The sequence below is a fragment of the Streptomyces sp. NPDC052101 genome (assembly GCF_040680235.1).
In the GTDB taxonomy this organism is placed as follows: domain Bacteria; phylum Actinomycetota; class Actinomycetes; order Streptomycetales; family Streptomycetaceae; genus Streptomyces.
In genome coordinates, this window is sequence record NZ_JBFAWH010000009.1 from 88,080 (window position 1) to 108,122 (window position 20,043).

Sequence of the window (20,043 nt, forward strand, 5' to 3'; positions counted from 1 at the left end):
CGCCCCCAGTGTGGGGTAAGACACATCCCCGCCACGAGGGGCTTGCGGTGACTTTTTGCATCCGGTCCGTGACCGGTTGGTGATCGGCGCTGAAACCGAAGGCGCCGGGGCTGCCTAGAGCGCCTCCGCGCCCCGCTCGCGCAGTGCCTGGTCGTACTGCTGGAGGACCCACATCTCGTTCTGTACGGCCGTCAGTCGGGCGGGGTCGCCGCCGGTGGCGAGGCGGGTCAGCTGGGACTGGATGTCGTGGATGCGGCGCTCGACGGCGCGGCGGCGGATCTGGACCAGGACCGTGCCGGCGTAGGTCTCGTCGACCGTGCGGCGCAGGATCGGCTCGACGGCCAGTTCGGTGACCATCGCGCGGACGGTGTCGTCCGGTGCGGCCTCGCGGACCCGGACCAGATACTCCTGCGGGTCCGGGACGCCGTACTCGGCGCCGCCCGACTCGGCGACCGCCTGGCGCACGGCGGCGTAGGGCGGGGCGGTGAACTCGTCCACGCCGTAGGCGTCGAAGGCCGGGGAGACCAGCTCGGGGCGCTGCAGGGCGAGTTTGAGCAGTTCGCGTTCGGCGGCGTATACGGGGTTGCGCAGGGTGAGGGCCGGGCCGCCGGCCGGGGGGCGAGGGGCGGCGTCGTATTCCGGCATACGGCTTCGCGGCGGTGCGGCAGCCGGGCCGCCGTGCCCGTTTCTGCGCACCAGGTAACCGACGCGATCCACGACGAATTCCTGGTCCAGGATGCCGACCAGGCCCGCCAGCTGCACCGCGACCTCGCGCCGGACGCTGCGGTCCTTGATCTTGGCCACGACCGGCGCGGCCTCGTCCAGTGCGGCCGCCCGTCCGCCCGGCGTGTCCAGGTCGTAGCGGCTCACGATCTGCCGGAGGGCGAACTCGAAGAGGGGCGTGCGGGGTTCGGTCAGGTCCGACACCGACTCGTCGCCCTTCGCGAGGCGCAGCTCGCACGGGTCCATGCCGTCCGGCGCGATGGCGATGTAGGTCTCGGCGGCGAACTTCTGGTCGTCCTCGAAGGCGCGCAGGGCGGCCTTCTGACCGGCCGCGTCGCCGTCGAAGGTGAAGATCACGCGGGCCGAGCCGTTGTCCATCAGCAGCCGGCGGAGGATCTTGATGTGGTCGCCGCCGAAGGCCGTGCCGCAGGTCGCGATGGCGGTCGTGACGCCTGCGAGGTGGCAGGCCATGACGTCCGTGTAGCCCTCGACGACGACCGCCCGGCTGGTCTTGGCGATGTTCTGCTTCGCCAGGTCGATGCCGTAGAGGACCTGGGACTTCTTGTAGATCGCCGTCTCGGGGGTGTTGAGGTACTTGGGCCCGTTGTCCGCTTCGTAGAGCTTCCTCGCGCCGAAGCCGACGACCTCGCCGCCGATGTCCCGGATGGGCCACATCAGGCGGCCCCGGAAGCGGTCGATGGGGCCGCGGCGGCCCTCCTGGGAGAGCCCGGAGAGGATCAGCTCCTTGTCGCTGAAGCCCTTGCCGCGCAGATAGCGGGTGAGGTGGTCCCAGCCCTGCGGGCTGTAGCCGACGCCGAAGTGCACGGCCGCGCCCTGGTCGAAGCCTCGCTCGGCGAGGAAGACCCGGCCGGTCTCGGCCTCGGCGCTGGTGGCGAGCTGCTCGGCGTACCACTGCGCGGCGATCTTGTGGGCCTCGACCAGGCGGATGCGCTCGCCGCGCTGGTGGGCCGGGTTGTACCCGCCCTCCTCGTAGCGCAGGGTGATGCCGGCCTGGGCGGCGAGGCGCTCGACCGCCTCCGAGAAGGAGAGGTGGTCCACCTTCATCACGAAGGTGATGGTGTCGCCGCCCTCCTGGCAGCCGAAGCAGTGGAAGAGTCCCTTGCTCGGGCTGACCTGGAAGGACGGCGATTTCTCGTCGTGGAACGGGCACAGGCCCTTGAGGTTGCCGCCGCCCGCGCTCCGCAGCTGGAGGTACTCGGAGACCACGGCGTCGATCGGGACCGCGTCCCGTACCGCCTTCACGTCCTCGTCGTTGATCCGTCCTGCCACGAGGTGATTCTACGGGGGCGGACCGACAGCCCCGGGCTTCAGGAGGCGAGGCTCTCCAGCGGGACGTGCGGGTCGGCCAGGGCCTCCGTGCTGACCTCGGTCCGGGACCGGATCAGCTTCTGGATCCGCTCTGTGACATCCCACACGTTCACATTCATCCCGGCCAGCACGCGCCCCTCCTTCAGCCAGAACGCGATGAACTCCCGCTTGCCGGCATCACCCCGGATCACCACCTCGTCGTACGACCCGGCCGGCGCCCACCCGCTGTACTCCATGCCCAGGTCGTACTGGTCGGTGAAGAAGTAGGGCAGGCGGTCGTAGACCATGTCCTGCCCGAGCATGGCGCGGGCCGCGGCCGGGCCGCTGTTCAGCGCGTTCGCCCAGTGCTCCACCCGCAGCCGGGTGCCGAACCGGGCCAGCGGGAAGGAGGCCACGTCACCGGCGGCGTAGATGTCCGGGTCGGAGGTGCGCAGCCGCTCGTCGACGACGATGCCGCCGCCGAGCGCCCGGTCGGCGATCTCCAGGCCGGCCGCCTCCGCGAGGCCGGTGCGGGGGGCCGCGCCGATCGCGGCGAGGACGTCGTGCGCCGGGTGTTCCTCGCCGTCGTCGGTGCGCACCGCGAGCACCATGCCGTCCTGCCCGACGATCTCGGTGAGCTGCCGCCCGAAGTGGAAGCGGACGCCGTGCTCGCGGTGCAGCTCGGCGAAGACGCCCCCCAGCTCGGGGCCGAGGACCGTGTGCAGCGGGGTCGGACCGTGCTCGATCACCGTGACCTCCGCGCCGTACCCGCGGGCGGCCGCGGCGACCTCCAGGCCGATCCAGCCGGCGCCCGCGATCACGAGGTGCCCGTTGTCCCGGCCGAGGGCCGTGAGGACACCCTTGAGTCGCTCGGCGTGCGCGAGGCGGCGCAGGTGGTGCACGCCCGCCAGGCCGGTGCCCGGGATGTCCAGGCGGCGGGGCTCGGCACCGGTGACGAGCAGCAGCTTGTCGTAGCGGATCAGGGTGCCCTCGCCGAGGCGGACCGTCTTCGCGGTCCGGTCGATCGCGGTGACCGTCTGGCCGAGGTGCAGCTCGATCTCGGCCTGCGCGTACCAGGCCGGCTCGTGCACGAAGACGCTGTCGCGCTCCTCCTTGCCGAGCAGGTAGCCCTTGGACAGGGGCGGGCGTTCGTAGGGGTGGTCGCGCTCGTCGCAGATCAGTATCACGCGGCCGGTGAAGCCCTCCGTCCGGAGCGTCTCGGCCGCCTTCGCCCCGGCGAGACCGCCCCCGACGATGACGAATGTCTGATCCGCGTCGACCACTTGATGCCTCCTCTTAAGGGTGCCGCCATATGCGAGCGTCCCGCACACGGCGTGCTGCGGGAAGAGGGAGTGACCCGATCAGGCCACCGCCGGTCACGTTCCTCTCACATATGCCCCGTGAGTCTCGCGTGCAGCGAGCGCGCCGAGGCATCGGTGAGCGAGGCGATCTGGTCGACGATCACCCGCTTGCGCGCGTGGTCGTCGCCTGCCCCGTAGAACAGTGCCCGAAACTGCGGATCGAGACCGTCCGGCGCGCGAGCCGTCAGCGCCTCCGCCAGCTCCGCCACGATCACCCGCTGATCCGCGCGCAGCCGCTCCTGCTCGGCGCGCTGCATCACATACCGGTCCGCGACCGCCTTCAGCACCGCGCACTCCATCTGGGCCTCGGGGGGTACGACGAGTTCGGCGGCGTAGCGGGTGAGCCGGCCGTTGCCGTACGCGGCGCGCGTGGCGCCCTCGGCGGCCAGGCAGAAGCGGCCGATGAGCTGGCTGGTGGCGTCCTTCAGCCGGGCCTGGGCGACCGCCGTGCCGTCGTAGCCGTGCGGCCACCACTCCTCGTCCTGGAGGCGGTCGAGGGCGGCGGAGAGTTCGGCCGGGTCGGTGCCGGCGGGGACGTACCGGCCGATGGCGACCCGGAACACCTCCTGCCGTTCGGGCTCGGCGTGCAGGCAGTTGGGGTCGATATGACCGGCGTGCAGGCCGTCCTCGACGTCGTGCACCGAGTACGCCACGTCGTCCGACCAGTCCATCACCTGGGCCTCGAAGCAGGTGCGGGTGCCGGGGGCGTGCGCCCTGACCCAGTCGAACACGGGCCGGTCGTCCGCGTAGACGCCGAACTTCCGCGAGGCCGGGTCGGTGGGGTGGGCGCCGCGCGGCCAGGGGTACTTGGTGGCGGCGTCGAGGGCGGCGCGGGTGAGGTTGAGGCCGACCGAGCCCTCCGGAGTGAACCGTTTGGGCTCGATGCGGGTGAGGAGGCGCAGCGACTGGGCGTTGCCCTCGAAGCCGCCGCAGTCGTCGGCGAAGGCGTTCAGCGCCTGTTCGCCGTTGTGGCCGAAAGGGGGGTGGCCGAGGTCGTGGGCCAGGCAGGCGGCCTCCACGAGGTCGGGGTCGCAGCCGAGGGCCGCGCCCAGCTCCCGGCCCACCTGGGCGCACTCCAGGGAGTGGGTGAGGCGGGTGCGGGGGCTGGCGTCCCACACCTGGCTGCTGGTTCCCGGGGTGACCACCTGGGTCTTGCCCGCGAGGCGCCGTAGGGCGGCGGAGTGGAGGATGCGGGCGCGGTCGCGTTGGAAGGCGGTGCGGCCGGGGCGTTTGTCCGGTTCGGGGGCGTAACGTTCCAGTGCGGCCGGGTCGTAGCTGAGTGCGGTGCCTTCCATGGATCGACAGTAAGCCCACTCGTCTGCCGAGTTCTGTCGCTCGGCGAGTGCGGGAGCGTCGTGGCCGCTCGCGCCCCTAGGCGGCTGCCGCCCCACGCGTCGTCACGTTCTCCTCGTAACGCTGCAGGATCAGGCGGGCCATCGCCGGGTGGGCGCCCAAAGGGGCCGAGGCCATCCACGGGGCTGCTTGCGCGCACTGGGTCGCGAAGCGGCCCGGAGCCGTGAAGTACGACGCGATCGCCACCCGGTGCCGGCCCTTCGCCGCCAAAGCACGCAACGCCGCCGGAACGGTCGGGCTCGCCGCCGAGGCGTACGCCGGGACGACCGGGACTCCCAGGCGGCCCGCGAGGGAGCGGGCGGTGCGGCGGGTGTCGGTGGCGGAGTCGGGGTCGCGGGAGCCGGCCGCGGCGAGGACGACCGCGCTCGCGCGGCGGGCGGCCGCGTCCATGGCCGTGGGCCAGCCGGCCTCCAGCAGGCGGTCGTAGAGGGTCTCGACCAGGAGCGGATGGGGGCCGAGGGGGGCGGCCACGTGTGTGCGGGCCGTCGCCGTGGCCGCCATCTCCGGGATGTCCTGTTTGATGTGGTAGCCGCGCGACAGGAGCAGCGGGACCAGGACGGCGGGGGTGTCGCCCAGCGCGGCGAGGGTGTCCGGGAGCAGGGGCTCGTTCAGTTCGATGTGGCCCAGGTGGACGGGGAGGCCGGGGCGCAGGTCGCGTATGCGGTCGCGCAGGGCCCGTACCGTCTCCAGCGCGCGCGGGTCGCGGCTGCCGTGGGCGACCAGGACGAGGGCGGGCTGGGCCGGGCGGCGGCCCAGGAGGGAGACACGGCGCAGCCGTCCGGCCAGCTCGTCGCCGATGCTGTGCATGAGGTGCGCCGTGCTGTCGAGGGGGGCGAGGGGCTCGGGGTGGAGAGAGTGCGACGCCGTCATGCAAGGATCCTGGCGGAGCCAGGTTGCGTGGCCGTTGCCTGGCCGTCACGAGCGTTTTCCACGGGTTCACGTCGTACACACGGTCGATGTGAGGCGAACCGGACCCGTGTCGCGGGCGTCCTCCATGGTCGACAGCCGAATCCTGGGGGGCCGAATGAAGATCCGTCGACCGCGGCTGCCGCGCACGCGTCAGGGGCAGCGGCGGCTGGTGCAGGCCGTGATGGCCGGGTGTGTGCTGGCGCTGCTGCCGGTGACCTGGCTGTTCGTGTCCACGACGGACCGGCTGCGCACGACGGCCGACGCGCCCCGGGCGCAGGTCGCCGTGGTGTTCGGGGCCGGGCTGTGGAACGGGGAGCCGTCGCCGTACCTCGCGAACCGGCTGGACGCGGCGGCGAAGCTGTACCGGGCGGGGCGGGTCGAGGTCGTCCTGGTCACCGGCGACAACAGCCGCAAGGACTACGACGAGCCCGACGCCATGCGCGCGTATCTCAAGAAGCACGGGGTGCCGGAGAAGCGGATCGTCAGCGACTACGCCGGGTTCGACACCTGGGACTCCTGTGTGCGGGCCAAGAAGATCTTCGGCGTGGACCGGGCCGTGCTGATCAGCCAGGGTTTCCACATCCGGCGGGCAGTGGCGCTGTGCCGGGCGGCGGGGGTGGACTCGTACGGGGTCGGGGTCGACGCCAAGCACGATGTGACCTGGTACTACGGCGGGACGCGCGAGGTGTTCGCGGCGGGCAAGGCGGTGCTGGACGCGGTGTTCCACCCGGACCCGCAGTTCCTGGGGCCGAAGGAGCCGGGGGTCGCGCGGGCGCTGGCCGCCGGGCGCTGACGGACACTCGCCGGCGTACGCTCGCCGACGGCCGCTGACCGGCGCCTCACGGCGGGCGGGGCGGCGCGGGGAGGTCGCCGTGCCGGGCGTGTAACCGGGAGCGGTCGGGGGCCGTAACACGGTCGACGCACGCTGGCGGTATGGAGACGATCGCCTCGACGCCCACCCACTGCCCGTACTGCGCCCTGCAGTGCGGGATGAACATCACGCCCCTGCCGCAGGGGGGCGTCGAGGTGACCGAACGGCCGGACTTCCCGGTGAACCGGGGCGCGCTGTGCGGCAAGGGGCGTACGGCGGCCCAGGTGCTGTCCCCGGCGGTGCGGCTGACCTCGCCGCTGGTGCGGTCCGGGGGCCGGCTGGTGGAGGCGAGCTGGACGGCGGCGCTGGACCTGGTCGCCGAGCGGCTCGGCGGCACACGGCGGGAGTACGGCGCCGACGCGCTGGGCGTGTTCGGCGGGGGCGGGCTGACGAACGAGAAGGCGTACGCGCTCGGCAAGTTCGCGCGGGTGGTGCTGGGCACCTCGCAGATCGACTACAACGGCCGGTTCTGCATGTCGTCGGCCGCGGCGGCCAGTACGCGCGCTTTCGGTCTCGACCGGGGGCTGCCGTTTCCGCTGGAAGACATCCCGCGGACGGGGTGCGTGATCCTCGTCGGCTCCAATCTCGCCGAGACCATGCCGCCTTCGTTGCGGTTCTTCAGCGAACTGCGCGAGAACGGCGGCACGTTGATCGTCGTCGACCCGCGCCGGACGAGGACGGCCGAGCAGGCGGACCTGCACCTGGCCCCGCGCCCCGGCACCGATCTCGCGCTCGCCCTCGGCCTGCTGCACCTGGTGGTGGCCGAGGGCCGGACGGACGAGGAGTACATACGCGAGCGTACGACGGGGTGGGCCGAGGCCCGGGCGACGGCGATGGCGCACTGGCCGGAGCAGGTGGAGCGGATCACGGGGGTGTCCGTTCCCCAACTCCGGGAGGCCGTACGGATGTTCTGTGCGCCTCAGGCGGCCATGGTGCTCACCGCGCGCGGGCCGGAGCAGCAGTCCAAGGGGACGGACACGGTGGGCGCGTGGATCAACCTGTGCCTGGCGACGGGCCGCGCGGGCCGCCCGCTGTCCGGGTACGGCTGTCTGACCGGGCAGGGCAACGGGCAGGGCGGACGGGAACACGGCCAGAAGGCCGACCAGCTGCCCGGCTACCGCAAGCTGGACGATCCCGAGGCGCGGGCGCATGTGGCCGGGGTGTGGGGCGTGGACCCCGATACGCTGCCCGGTCCCGGACGCAGCGCGTACGAACTCCTCGACGCCCTCGGCACGGACGTCCGGGCGCTGCTGCTGATGGGCTCCAACCCGGTGGTGTCGGCGCCGCGCGCGGCCCATGTCGAGAAGCGGATCAAGTCCCTTGATTTCCTTGCGGTCTGCGACGTGGTGCTCTCCGAGACGGCCGAGCTGGCGGACGTCGTCCTGCCGGTGACGCAGTGGGCCGAGGAGATGGGGACGACGACCAGCCTGGAGGGCCGGGTGCTGCTGCGCCGGCAGGCGCTCGCCCCGCCGCCCGGCGTTCGCAGCGACCTGTACGTCCTGCATGAGCTTTCCGCCCGTCTCGGCGTCGAGAAGGGCTTCCCGACCGACCCCGAGGAGGTCTTCGAGGAACTCCGCCGGGCGAGTGCGGGCGGCCCGGCCGACTACTCGGGGATCACCTACCGGCGACTGGCGGCGGAGACCGGGGTCTTCTGGCCGTGCCCGGAGAGCCAGGATGAGGCGGGCGAGGCGGATGAGACGGGCGAGGCGGATGAGACGGGCGAGGCGGCCCACCCCGGTACCCCGCGGCTCTTCCTGGACCGTTTCGCCACGCCCGACGGCCGCGCCCGGTTCGCCGCGGTCACCCATCGGCCCACGGCGGAGGAGCCGGACGACGAGTATCCGCTGCTGCTGACCACCGGCCGGGTCGTCGCGCAGTACCAGTCGGGCGCCCAGACCAGGCGGGTCGCCGAGCTGAACACCGCCGCTCCCGGTCCGTTCGTGGAGCTGCACCCGCGCCTCGCGGCCCGGATCGGCGCGGCCGAGGGCGACCAGGTGACCGTGACATCGCGGCGGGGCCGGGCCACCGCGCCCGCCCGGATCACCTCCGCCATCCGTCCGGACACCGTCTTCATGCCCTTCCACTGGCCCGGCGCGGGCCGCGCCAACACCCTCACCAACCCGGCCCTCGACCCGACGTCCCGGATGCCGGAGTTCAAGTCGTGCGCGGTGCGGGTCGAGGTGGAGGCGGCCGTGGGGACTCCGGGAAGGTGACCGGCCGACGTGGTGGATGTGCGGGGACCCGGCTGACGTAGATTCTCGGTATGGCTGACACCGAGCAGTTCGACCTCGACGCCTATCTGGGCCGCATCGGATGGCAGGGCGGCCGGGGGGCCACCGTGGAGACGCTGCGGGGCGTTCATCTGGCCCATGCGCTGTCGCTGCCCTTCGAGAACCTGGACCCGCTCAGTGGCCGGGCGCCCTCGCTGGCGCCCGGCGATCTCATGGCGAAGATGATCCACGGGCGTCGCGGCGGGTACTGCTACGAACACAACACGCTCCTGTGGCTCGCCCTGGAAGCGCTCGGCTTCCGGGTGAGCGGGCTGGCGGCGCGGGTGGTGCTGGGCGCCCCGACCCGCTGGAGCCGGCCGCGCACGCACATGATGCTGCGGGTGTCGGTGCAGGGTGAGCCGCAGCCGTATCTCGCGGACGTCGGCTTCGGTGCCGGCGGCGCGCTGCTGGCGCCCGTCCCGCTGGTCACCGGCACCGAGTCCGAGGGTTCGGGACGCCGGCACCGGTTGGTGGCCGTGTCGCACGAAGGGCCGCTGGAGCTGCTGGAGCTGCAGATGCACGACGGCCAGGACTGGGTCGGGCAGTACGCGTTCACGTTGGAGCCGTTCACCGCCCCGGACTACGAGGTGTTCAACTGGCACGTCGGCACCAATCCCCGCTCTCCCTTCACCCGCCGTCCGTATCTGCAGCGGACCACCGCCGAGCGCCATCTCGCCCTGGACGGAGACCGGTTGACGCAGACCCGCGCCGACGGCACGGTCACCGAGCGCAAGCTCGCGGACGAGGCGGAGGCGCGGCGCGTGATCGAGGAGGAGTTCGGGGTCGCCGTGCCCGAGGGGCTGACACTGCTGGGCTGACTCAGCGGCGGGACAGCCAGTCACCGCCGTCGATACGGGTGCCGGTGGCGAGCAGCCGGGCGGCGACGTGCGGGGCGGCGAGGTAGACCCAGGCCGGGGCGGTGCTGCCGTCGGCGCGTACGACCTGCCGGGCGACGCGCTCGTAGAGGTTGCGGGGGTCGCCCGGGACGTACTCCTCCAGCCGGTCCAGGGCGGCGAGCAGGTCGTCGTACGACTCCGGGCGGGCGGTGACCAACTCGCCGCGCACGTCCGCGCCTTCGCGCTCGACGGCGTAGGGGTAGCCGGGGCCGTCGTAGAGCGCCGCGCCGGGCAGGCGGGCCGGTTCCTCGGACGCGGTGCGGCCGCGCAGGAAGAGGTCGTGGTTGGCCTCGCCGGGGCGCAGGGTGCCGTAGACGAAGAAGGGCAGCGGGGTCCCGGGCTCCGCGGGCTCCGAAGTGATCACGGAAACGATTCCGTACCCCCTTCGGCTCCTCACACATCTCCATGAAGCGGCTATGGACATGCCATGTCATGGCCCCTTAAATCTCAGGGACATCCGCGCCACCCCCACGCCTGCTTTGGCGCCATCCCCGAGGAGCCAGATGAGCCGGATACGGCAACACGTCCGAGGATCCCGTCGTCTCACCACCACCGCCGGCGTCGCCGTCACCACCGCGACCCTGCTGACGGTCGCCCTCTCCCCCGCCGCGCACGCCGACCCGAGACCGACCCGGGCCACCGCGATCCAGAACGCCGCCACGGCACTCCTGGAGCATGCCGCGAGCCTCGGTCTGACCTCCGCCGAGAACACCAGCGTCCGCGACGTGATCGTGGACAAGGACGGCACCCAGCACGTCCGCTACGACCGCACCTACCACCAACTGCCCGTGCTGGGCGGCGACTTCGTGGTCCACCTGGCCCCGGACGGCGCCTACCGCAGCACGAACCGGGCCACCCGCAGCCCGATATCCCTCACCTCGATCGTCCCGAAGATCCTGGGCCCCGAGGCCGCCGACCTCGCCGTGAACGCCCTGCGCGCCGCCCACCTCGGCGACGCCCTGAAGCAGGTCAAGGCCAGGCCCGAGCTGATCGTCGACGCCCTGCACGGCACCCCGAGGCTCGCCTGGCGCACCAACGCCGTCGGCCGGGACTCGCTCGGCAACCCGGTCGCCCGGACCGTGCTGACCGACGCCCGCACCGGCGCCCAGATCGACGCCTGGGACAGCATCGAGACCGCCGCCGGCGACGGAAAGTCGCTGTACGGCGGGACGGTACCGCTTCAGACGACCCAGTCGGGATCGTCGTACCAGCTCAAGGACCCGACGCGCGGCAACACCTACACCGGTGACGCGCAGGGCAAGACCGACCTGTGCATCTTCGGCATCTGCATCAGCCGGGCGCCCGCCGTCCTGTTCACGGACGCCGACAACCACTGGGGCACGGGCAGCACCGCCGACCGCGCCTCGGCCGCCGTCGACGCCCAGTACGGCACCAACGAGACCTGGGACTACTACAAGAACATCCAGGGCCGCAACGGCATCGGCGGCGACGGCAAGGGCTCGTACAACCGCGTCCACTACGGCAGCAACTACAACAACGCCTTCTGGGACGACAGCTGCTTCTGCATGACGTACGGCGACGGGGACGGGACCACCTTCGGGCCGCTGGTCGCCCTCGACGTCGCCGGGCACGAGATGACGCACGGCGTCACCTCCAAGACCGCCGCGCTGACCTACTCCGGCGAGTCCGGCGGGCTCAACGAGGCCACCTCGGACATCCTCGGCACGATGGTCGAGTGGTACGCGAACAACCCCTCCGACCCCGGTGACTACCTCATCGGCGAGAAGATCGTGAAGCCCGGCTTCGGGAAGCCGGCGCTGCGCTTCATGGACAAGCCGTCGAAGGACGGCAACTCGGCCGACTACTGGAGCAGTTCGGTCGGCAACCTCGACGTCCACTACTCCTCCGGCGTCGCCAACCACTTCGCCTATCTGCTGGCGGAGGGCAGCGGCCCGAAGACCATCAACGGCGTCAGTTACAACTCCCCCACGTCCAACGGGTCCACGATCACCGGCATCGGCCGGGACAAGGTCGGCAAGATCTGGTACCGGGCGCTGACGGTCTACATGACCTCCTCGACGAACTACGCCGGGGCCCGCACGGCCACCCTGAACGCCGCCAAGGACCTGTACGGCGCGGGCAGCACGGAGTACAACACGGTGGCGGCGGCCTGGAGCGCCGTCAACGTGAACTGAGGCCGACGCCGGCGACGGTGACAGGCCGGTGCCGGTCCCGCACCCGGCGCCGGCCTGTTGGTCCCGGGACCTTGGTCCCGAATCCCCTGATCACCCCAGTTTGCTGATCCTTGTTACACAATCTCCGGATTTCCGTGATGAAGCGGTGCGACGGTCGGGGGCATGAAGCCGTCCCTCCGCCTGCTGCTTCCCGGGTGCGCCGTGCTCCTCACCGCCGGGGCCGCCTCCGGGTGCGCCGCCACGGACGGGCTGGCCGCCGGGGATCCGGCACCCTCCGTGTCCGCGCAGCCACGCCCCGAGGCGGTCTGGCCGGCCTGGTCCGGCAGGTCCGCCTCGGCGCCCGGCGCGCAGGCCGCCACGCGCCAGCCGCAGCCCGAGCAGCTGTTGGGGCTGCCCCGGATCGGCGCGGACGGAGTGAAGGACCTGCGGGACCTGGACGTACGGGAGGTGCTGCGCGCCGACCCGCGCACCCGGCCGTACGCCGACCGGCCGGTCACCGACCGCCCCGGCCCGGCCGGACTGCGCCCGGCGCGCTACGCCGACCTGACCGGCGACGGACAGCCCGAGCTGCTCGTCGCCGCGGACACCGAGAGCGGCCGCACCCTGCTCGCCGTGTTCGCCGCCCGCGCCGGGCGCGTGTACACGGCGCTGCTCACCGGGGGCCACCAGGTGGCCGTGGAGACACTGGGCCGGGACCTGGTGCTGCGCAGCCTGTGCGCGGACGGCGCCCAGCAGGCCGTGCGGTACCACTGGGACGGTGTCCGCATGGTGACGGTCAGCGACGAGAAGAAGTACGGCTCCGCCATCACGGAACCGGTGCCGTCCCCCGCGCACAGCAGCGACAGCGAAGACGGCACGGGCGGCAAAGACGTCAAGGACGGCGCGCGGTGACGGCCCTCGGGCAGGCCGCGCGCCGCCGTGTCGGGCGGCCGCGCCCGCTCGGGCTGCCCCGGCTCGCGCTGCGCCGCCTCCGGCTGGGCCGCCTCGGGCTGCGCCGGCTCGGGCTGCGCCGGCTCGGGCTGCGTCGGCTCGGGCTGGGCCGCCTCGGGCTGCGCGGCAAGATCGCCGTGCTGCTCGCCGTCGGGTGCGCGCTGGTCGCCGTCGCCATCGGGCTGCTCGTGCACCAGCAGCGGCTGGAGCAGGTCGCCGACGGCTCCCGGGCGGCGGCGACGGCCCAACTGGTGCGCGTCCGGCAGGTGTACGAGCTGACCGGCCAGGTCCGCGAGAACGACACCGACGCCGAGGCCGCCCTCGACTCCCCCGCCGTACCCGAGCCACTGCGGCGCGCCGCACTCGACGGGCGACGCGCGACCTACCTCGACCTGTCCTCGGACCACCCCGCCGTGTGGGCGGCGCGGCCGATCGGCGCCCATGTGCTGTCCGTGCGCAAGCCGCTGGACGAGGAGGCCCGGGAGATGGCCGAGTTCGACCGGCAGCTGTTGGTCTCCGGCGCGGGCGTGGTGCTCCTCGCCGCGCTCGGCGGGGCCCTGCTGGCCGGCCGGCTCAGCCGTGAGCTGCGCACGGCGGCGGCGACGGCGCGCCGGATCAGCCAGGGCGAGCTGGACGCCCGGATCGGCGGGCCGGGACCGGCGGGCGGCCGGGACGAGGTGGCCGAACTCGGCGCCGCCGTGGACACGATGGCGGCGTCCCTGCAGAGCCGGCTGGAGGCCGAGCAGCGGTTCACCGCCGACGTCGCCCATGAACTGCGCACCCCGCTGACCGGTCTGCACACGGCGGCCGAACTGCTGCCCCCGGGCCGGCCGAGCGAGCTGGTCCGGGACCGGGTGCAGGCGCTGCGGACCCTCACCGAGGACCTGCTGGAGGTGGCCCGGCTGGACGCGGAGGTGGAGCGGCCGGACCTGGCGGTGCGCCCGCTGGGCCCGCTGGTCGCCGGGATCGTACGGCGGGCCGGGGAGGACGTGGGGCTCACCGGCGCCGGCGAGGAGACTGCCGTACGGACGGACGCGCGCCGGCTGGAACGGGTGCTGGCCAACCTGATCGGCAACGCCCGGCGGCACGGCGGTGGCCGGGTCGAGGTGTCCGTGTCCGGGTGCGCGGTGACCGTACGGGACCACGGGGACGGGTTCCCGGAGCGGCTGCTGCGCGAGGGGCCGCGGCGGTTCCTGACCGGGGCGGCCGAGCGCGGCCAGGGCACCGGGCTGGGGCTGACCATCGCCTTCGGGCAGGCGCAGGTGATCGGGGCGCGGGTCCGGCTGCGGAACGCGCCGGGCGGAGGGGCCGTGGCACGGGTGCTGCTGCCGGCGGCGGACACCGGGGGCTGACGCGGCGTCACCCGTTCAACCGCGGGCGCCGCTCCATTCGTGTGCTCTTCGCACAGTCCTCTCATCGCCCCCTCCGTACGGCTGTGACCTGCCGGAACCCGGCGGCGGCTAGGCCGTGCGGGGGCCGGTCGCGACACCCGTTCACCGCATTCCCGACGGGCTCTCGGGAAGCGGAACTCCCGGACAGCGACTTACCTCGATAGGGCAGGGGACACCAGTCGGACAAGCCCTGGGGAGCACCATGCGACGCACCGCCCGTCTGCTGACCGGTACCGCGCTGGTCGTGGCGGCCGCGGCACCGGCCTACGCCGCCGGCGACACCGCGAGCCTGGACGTGTACCCCTCCACCGTGGTGCCCGGAGGCCAGGTCACCGTGAACACCGCCGCGTGCGGTGACAAGGGCTCGGCGACCGGGGACGCGGGCGCGGTCGGCGCCGGCACCTTCACACTGGCGCCCAGCGCGCACAACAGCGAGGCGATCGGGCGGTTCCAGGTGCCGGAGAGCGCACAGCCGGGGACGTACGAGATCGTCGCCAAGTGCGCCGAGGGCAACCGGCAGGTCACGGGCGACCTGGTGGTGGCGTTGAGCGCGGCGCACGAGCAGGTGCAGCCGCGGGGAAGCCTGAAGACGGGGGTCGGCGGCGCACTCGGCTCCGACCCCGTGCAGACCGCGGCGGGCGTGGCGGCACTGGCCGTCGCCGCCGCGGGCGGTACCTGGCTCCTGCATCGCCGGGCGAGAGGCGACGGGATCTGACGGACACCCTCCGCTGTCCGTCCGCCGGTACCGCACATCCCGCCCCCTCCGGGTCCGCAGCCCCTCGCGACCCGGAGGGGGAGGGACTCTCCGGACCCGCCTCCGGTCCGGGAGACTCGGGGTTCGCCTTCGGGAGAGAGGTTCGTATGCGCAGGAGCGCCAGGCGCGCCAGGAGTGCCAGGCTCGGCGACACCGCGATAGCCGCGGTCACCGTCGTGGCCCTCGGCTGCGGGGTGTGGCTGCTCGACAGCGGTGCCGGGACCCACACGCCGCCGCAGCCGGCCGCCGCCGAGGGCCGCCCGGAGCCGGGCGGCGAGCGGCTCGCGGCCCACGCCCTCGCGCCGTCCGTGCCCACCCGCATCCGCATCCCCGCGATCCGGGTGAACGCCCCGCTGATGGGCCTGGCCCTCACCCGCTCCGGCAGCCTGGACGTGCCGCCCGCCCGGAACAGGAACCTGGCCGGCTGGTACCAGTCCGGCACCATGCCCGGCGAGACGGGCACCGCGATCGTCGCCGGGCATGTCGACAACACCGAGGGACCGGCCGTCTTCTACGACCTCGGCGCGCTGAAGCGGGGCGCCCGGATCGAGGTGGACCGCGCGGACCGCAGCGTGGCCGTGTTCACCGTGGACGCGGTGGAGGTGTACGCGGCGCACGACTTCCCCGACCAGAAGGTGTACGGCGCGGCTCCCCGTCCCGAGCTGCGCGTCATCACCTGCGGCGGCGGCTACTCGAAGGCCACGGGCTACCTGGGCAACGTGGTGGTGTTCGCGCACCTGACGGGAAGCCGTTAGGAGTCCCGCAGCCGAAGTCGCCCTCCTCACAGCCCTTCCCGGCGCGAGCGCGGACCCCTCACATCCCCGGCCGGTCCCTGCTGAGGGCAGCGTTCCTCACGGGAAACAGAGGTGATGCGGCCGGGTAACGTCCGGACCGCACGCTCGGGGACATGACCTCGAATACGCGTGTGGTGGTGATCGGCGCCGGCCTCGCGGGCGTACGGCTCGCCCGGCGGCTCGGCGAGCTGGGCACGCCCGCGCTGCTCGTCGGCGAGGAGGAGCACCCGCCGTACAACCGGGTGCTGCTCGCGGAGGTGCTGGCCGGCCGGTACGCCCCGGAGGTGATCTCCCTCCCCGAGCCGGCCGGCCTGCTGCGCGGCCGGGTCACCGGCATCGACCGGGCCGCCCGTACCGTCGAGTGCGCCGACGGCGGCTCGATCGCATACGACACGCTGGTCCTGGCCACCGGCTCCAACCCGGTGCTGCCGCCGCTGCGCGGCCTGTTCACGCCGGATCACCAACTCCCCGAGGGCGTCCACGCGTTCCGCACCCTGGACGACTGCCTGGGGCTCGCCGAGGCGGTCCGGCCGGGCGTGCGCGCGGTCGTCGTCGGGGGCGGGCTGCTCGGCGTGTCCGCGGCCCGCGCACTCGCCGTACGCGGCGCGCAGGTGGTCCTCGCCCAGCAGGCCGAGCGGCTCATGGAACGCCAGCTCGACCCGGACGCCTCCCGGCTGGTGCTGCGGCACCTCACCGACCTGGGCGTCGAGGTGCACACCGAGTGCCGGGTGCGGGACGTGCGCTCGGTCGCGGGCGCGGTCCGCTCGGTGGAGATGGCCGACGGCTACGCCCTGGACGCCGACCTCGTGGTGATCGCCTGCGGGGTCCGCCCGCGCACCTCACTGGCCGAACAGGCCGGTCTCGCCGTGCACCGGGGCATCCTCGTCGACGACGAACTGCGCACCTCCGACCCGCGCATCCACGCCGTCGGCGACTGCGTCCAGCACGACGGCACGGTCTACGGCCTGGCGGCGCCCGCCCTCGAACAGGCCGACGCGCTCGCCGAGTTGCTCGCCGGAGACACCGACGCCCGCTATCGCGGCACCCGTTCCCTGACCCGGCTGACCCTCACCGGCCCGGGCTCCCCCTTCGACCTGGCCGCGTTCGGCGAGACCGAGGCACGCCCCGGCGACGACGTCGTACGGCTCGCCGACGCCACCCGCGGCACCTACCGCAAGGTCGTCGTCCGTGCGGACCGCCTGGTCGGCGGGGTCCTCGTCGGCGAACTCGGCACCGTCGGCGCGCTCGCCCGGGCCTGGGAGGGAGCGGAGCCGCTCCCCGACGACGGCCCCCTGCTCCACCTGCTCACCAACGATGGAGGCTCCTGATGACCACCGCCCCGGGGGCCACCCCCACGATCGTGCTCGTCGGCCACGGCATGGTCGGCCAGCGCTTCCTCGAAGCGCTGGCCGAGCGCGGCCTGACCGCCACGCACCGCGTGGTCGTGCTGTGCGAGGAGCCGCGTCCCGCGTACGACCGCGTCGCGCTCACCTCGTACTTCTCGGGCCGGACGCCCGAGGAACTCTCCATGACCGACATGGAGTTCATCGCCGCGCACGGCATCGAGCTGTACGTCGGCGACCCGGCGGTCTCCGTGGACCGCGAGGCCCGGAGGGTGACCGCGAGGTCCGGCCAGGTGTTCGCGTACGACACTCTCGTGCTGGCCACCGGCTCGTACCCCTTCGTGCCGCCGGTCCCGAACAAGGACGCCGAGGGCTGTTTCGTCTACCGCACGATCGAGGACCTCCTCGCCATCGAGGAGTACGCGAAGGCGAAGGCGACCGTCGGCGCGGTGGTCGGCGGCGGTCTGCTCGGCCTGGAGGCCGCGGGCGCGCTGAAGGGCCTCGGACTCACCTCGCACATCGTGGAGTTCGCGCCGCGCCTGATGCCGGTGCAGGTCGACGAGGGCGGCGGCGCGGCCCTGCTGCGCACCATCGAGGAGATGGGCCTGACGGTCCACACGGGCGTCGGCACCCAGGAGATCGTCGTCGACGGCGAAGGCGCCGTCACCGGCATGAAGCTGTCCGACGGCTCCGAACTCACCACGGACCTGGTGGTGTTCAGCGCCGGCGTCCGCCCCCGCGACCAGCTGGCCCGCGACTGCGGGCTGACGGTGGGCGAGCGCGGCGGCATCACCGTCGACGAGCAGTGCCGTACCGTCTCCGACCCGCACGTCTTCGCGATCGGCGAGTGCGCGCTGGCGGCGGACGGCCGGGTGTACGGTCTGGTGGCCCCGGGCTACGAGCAGGCGGAGACGGCCGCGGCGACGATCGCCACCGACGAGGCGTCCTTCACCGGCGCCGACCTCTCCACCAAGCTCAAGCTGCTCGGCGTCGACGTCGCCTCCTTCGGCGACGCGCACGGCACCACCGAGGACTGCCTGGACGTCGTCTACTCCGACTCCCGCGCCGGCCTGTACAAGAAGCTGGTCATCGGCCGCGACGGCACGCTGCTCGGCGGCATCCTGGTCGGCGACGCGGAGGCGTACGGCACCCTGCGCGCGCTGACGGGTTCGGTGCCCCCCATCTCCCCCGAGTCGCTCGTCCTGCCCGCCGGAGCCGACTCGGGGGCCCAGCTCGGCCCGTCCGCGCTGCCGGACGAGGCGATCATCTGCTCCTGCCACAACGTCAGCAAGGGCACGATCCGCGGCGCGGTCACCGAGCACCGGTGCGCGACCGTGCCCGAGGTGAAGAAGTGCACCAAGGCCGGCACCGGCTGCGGGTCCTGTGTCAAGGTGCTCGGCCAGCTGGTCAACGCCGAGCTGGAGGCGTCCGGCATCGAGGTCGACAAGGGCCTGTGCGGCTGCTTCGCACAGACCCGAGAGGAGCTGTACGAGATCGTCCTCGCCCTGCGCATCACCACCTACCAGGACCTGCTCGACCGCTACGGCCGCGAGGGCGCCCGGGGCGGTGACGGCTGCGAGACCTGCAAGCCGGCCGTCGGCTCGATCATCGCCTCGCTCGCCCCGGCGATCGGCGCGAGCGGCTACGTCCTGGACGGCGAGCAGGCGGCCCTCCAGGACACGAACGACCACTTCCTCGCCAACCTGCAGAAGAACGGCTCGTACTCGGTCGTCCCGCGCATCCCCGGCGGTGAGATCGCGCCCGAGAAGCTGATCGTGATCGGCGAGATCGCCCGGGACTTCGGCCTCTACACGAAGATCACCGGCGGCCAGCGGATCGACATGTTCGGCGCGCGGGTAGAGCAACTGCCGCTGATCTGGGCCCGGTTGGTGGACGCCGGTTTCGAGTCCGGGCACGCCTACGGCAAGGCGCTGCGCACGGTGAAGTCCTGCGTCGGCTCCACCTGGTGCCGGTACGGCGTGCAGGACTCGGTCCGCATGGCGATCGACCTGGAGCTGCGCTACCGGGGCCTGCGCTCGCCGCACAAGCTGAAGTCGGCCGTCTCCGGCTGCCAGCGGGAGTGCGCCGAGGCCCAGTCGAAGGACTTCGGCGTGATCGCGACCGCGAGCGGCTGGAACCTGTACGTCGGCGGCAACGGCGGCGCCACCCCACGCCACGCGGACCTGCTGGCCCAGGACCTGTCGGACGCCGAACTGGTCCGCCTGATCGACCGTTTCCTGATGTTCTACATCCGCACCGCCGACCGCCTGGAGCGCACGAGCGTGTGGCTGGAGCGGATTCCCGGCGGCCTCGACCACGTACGCGATGTGGTGGTGCACGACTCGCTCGGCATCTGCGACGAGCTGGAGCAGCTGATGCGGGCGCATGTCGCCCACTACCGCGACGAGTGGTCCGAAACCATCAACGACCCCGAGAAGCTCGCCCGGTTCGTGTCCTTCGTGAACGCCCCGGACACCCCGGACCCGGTCGTCGCCTTCGTCCCCGAGCGCGACCAGATCAAGCCCGACCTGCCGCTGCTGTCCATCGGCCTGCGGCCTGCCGACGACGCCCTGGAAGGAAGCGCTCAGCGATGACCCTGGCTCTTGAGACCACCGATCTGAAGGTCCAACTCCGGCTGGCGGAAGGCTGGTTCACGGCCTGCGACCTGGGCGCGCTCACCCCGGGCCGCGGGGTGGCCGCCCTGCTGCCGGACGGCCGCCAGGTCGCCCTCTTCCGCGACCGCGCCGACCGCCTCTACGCCGTCGACAACCGCGACCCGTTCACCGGCGCGGCCGTGCTCTCCCGCGGCCTGACCGGCACCCACCAGGACCGCCCGTTCGTGGCCTCGCCCCTGCTGAAGCAGCGCTTCGACCTGACCAGCGGGGAGTGCCTGGACGACGGGGAGGTACGGGTGGCCGCGTACGAAGTGCGCACGGTCTGACCATTACTTGACTGATCATTCCAGTAAAACCTAGGCTGCACCG

Annotated in this window: 16 protein-coding genes; 11 read left to right on the forward strand and 5 right to left on the reverse strand. The window is 72.9% G+C overall.

What is annotated here, in order from left to right; all coding sequences use genetic code 11:
* Positions 1–114: 114 nt before the first annotated feature.
* The 4 genes from dnaG to AB0L75_RS18070 all read right to left on the reverse strand — a co-directional run bounded on the left by dnaG (position 115) and on the right by AB0L75_RS18070 (position 5,615).
* Positions 115–2,013 (reverse strand): DNA primase, encoded by a 1,899-nt coding sequence (gene dnaG / locus AB0L75_RS18055; RefSeq protein ID WP_365181862.1) that lies wholly within the window; start codon positions 2,011–2,013, stop codon positions 115–117.
* Between the two features lie 38 nt (positions 2,014–2,051).
* Positions 2,052–3,314, reverse strand: coding sequence for an FAD-dependent oxidoreductase (locus AB0L75_RS18060; protein ID WP_365181864.1), 1,263 nt, complete (start codon positions 3,312–3,314; stop codon positions 2,052–2,054).
* Between the two features lie 104 nt (positions 3,315–3,418).
* Positions 3,419–4,687, reverse strand: a complete 1,269-nt coding sequence (locus tag AB0L75_RS18065) for a deoxyguanosinetriphosphate triphosphohydrolase (RefSeq protein WP_365181866.1) — start codon at positions 4,685–4,687, stop codon at positions 3,419–3,421.
* A 76-nt stretch (positions 4,688–4,763) separates the two neighbouring features.
* Positions 4,764–5,615: a sirohydrochlorin chelatase gene (locus tag AB0L75_RS18070; protein WP_365181868.1), complete on the reverse strand. Its 852-nt coding sequence runs from the start codon at positions 5,613–5,615 to the stop codon at positions 4,764–4,766.
* A 154-nt stretch (positions 5,616–5,769) separates the two neighbouring features.
* On the opposite strand from AB0L75_RS18070, the gene AB0L75_RS18075 reads away from it, so the two are divergent.
* The 3 genes from AB0L75_RS18075 (at position 5,770) to AB0L75_RS18085 (ending at position 9,613) form a co-directional block, all read left to right on the forward strand.
* On the forward strand, positions 5,770–6,447 hold the full coding sequence (locus tag AB0L75_RS18075; RefSeq protein WP_365181870.1) for an ElyC/SanA/YdcF family protein: 678 nt from the start codon (positions 5,770–5,772) through the stop codon (positions 6,445–6,447).
* Positions 6,448–6,587: 140 nt separating this feature from the next.
* Positions 6,588–8,738 carry a molybdopterin oxidoreductase family protein gene (locus AB0L75_RS18080; protein ID WP_365181872.1) on the forward strand — a complete coding sequence of 717 codons (2,151 nt, stop codon included), beginning with the start codon at positions 6,588–6,590 and terminating at the stop codon, positions 8,736–8,738.
* 50 nt (positions 8,739–8,788) lie between these two features.
* Positions 8,789–9,613, forward strand: a complete 825-nt coding sequence (locus AB0L75_RS18085; protein ID WP_365181874.1) for an arylamine N-acetyltransferase — start codon at positions 8,789–8,791, stop codon at positions 9,611–9,613.
* 1 nt (position 9,614) lies between these two features.
* On the opposite strand, the gene AB0L75_RS18090 is transcribed toward AB0L75_RS18085, so the two are convergent.
* Positions 9,615–10,055 carry a gamma-glutamylcyclotransferase family protein gene (locus AB0L75_RS18090; protein ID WP_365181876.1) on the reverse strand — a complete coding sequence of 147 codons (441 nt, stop codon included), beginning with the start codon at positions 10,053–10,055 and terminating at the stop codon, positions 9,615–9,617.
* A gap of 139 nt (positions 10,056–10,194) precedes the next feature.
* Between AB0L75_RS18090 and AB0L75_RS18095 the strand changes: the two genes are divergently transcribed.
* The 8 genes from AB0L75_RS18095 (at position 10,195) to nirD (ending at position 20,000) form a co-directional block, all read left to right on the forward strand.
* Entirely contained in the window at positions 10,195–11,847 is a 1,653-nt protein-coding gene (locus tag AB0L75_RS18095) for a M4 family metallopeptidase (protein WP_365181878.1), read from the forward strand.
* Between the two features lie 162 nt (positions 11,848–12,009).
* The gene (locus AB0L75_RS18100; RefSeq protein WP_365181880.1) at positions 12,010–12,738 is read left to right on the forward strand and encodes a hypothetical protein; all 729 of its coding nucleotides are present in this window, start codon (positions 12,010–12,012) and stop codon (positions 12,736–12,738) included.
* Positions 12,735–14,129: a HAMP domain-containing sensor histidine kinase gene (locus AB0L75_RS18105; protein ID WP_365181882.1), complete on the forward strand. Its 1,395-nt coding sequence runs from the start codon at positions 12,735–12,737 to the stop codon at positions 14,127–14,129. The genes AB0L75_RS18100 and AB0L75_RS18105 overlap by 4 nt, the downstream gene beginning before the upstream one ends.
* A gap of 241 nt (positions 14,130–14,370) precedes the next feature.
* On the forward strand, positions 14,371–14,883 hold the full coding sequence (locus AB0L75_RS18110; protein WP_365181883.1) for a hypothetical protein: 513 nt from the start codon (positions 14,371–14,373) through the stop codon (positions 14,881–14,883).
* A 146-nt stretch (positions 14,884–15,029) separates the two neighbouring features.
* On the forward strand, positions 15,030–15,677 hold the full coding sequence (locus tag AB0L75_RS18115; protein WP_365181885.1) for a class F sortase: 648 nt from the start codon (positions 15,030–15,032) through the stop codon (positions 15,675–15,677).
* Between the two features lie 152 nt (positions 15,678–15,829).
* A complete protein-coding gene (locus AB0L75_RS18120) occupies positions 15,830–17,044 on the forward strand; it encodes an FAD-dependent oxidoreductase (protein WP_365181887.1) in 1,215 nt (404 codons plus the stop codon).
* Positions 17,044–19,653, forward strand: coding sequence for a nitrite reductase large subunit NirB (gene nirB / locus AB0L75_RS18125; protein WP_365181889.1), 2,610 nt, complete (start codon positions 17,044–17,046; stop codon positions 19,651–19,653). Before AB0L75_RS18120 ends, nirB begins: the two co-directional genes overlap by 1 nt.
* A complete protein-coding gene (nirD, locus tag AB0L75_RS18130; protein WP_365181891.1) occupies positions 19,650–20,000 on the forward strand; it encodes a nitrite reductase small subunit NirD in 351 nt (116 codons plus the stop codon). Before nirB ends, nirD begins: the two co-directional genes overlap by 4 nt.
* The last annotated feature ends 43 nt before the right edge of the window (positions 20,001–20,043 follow it).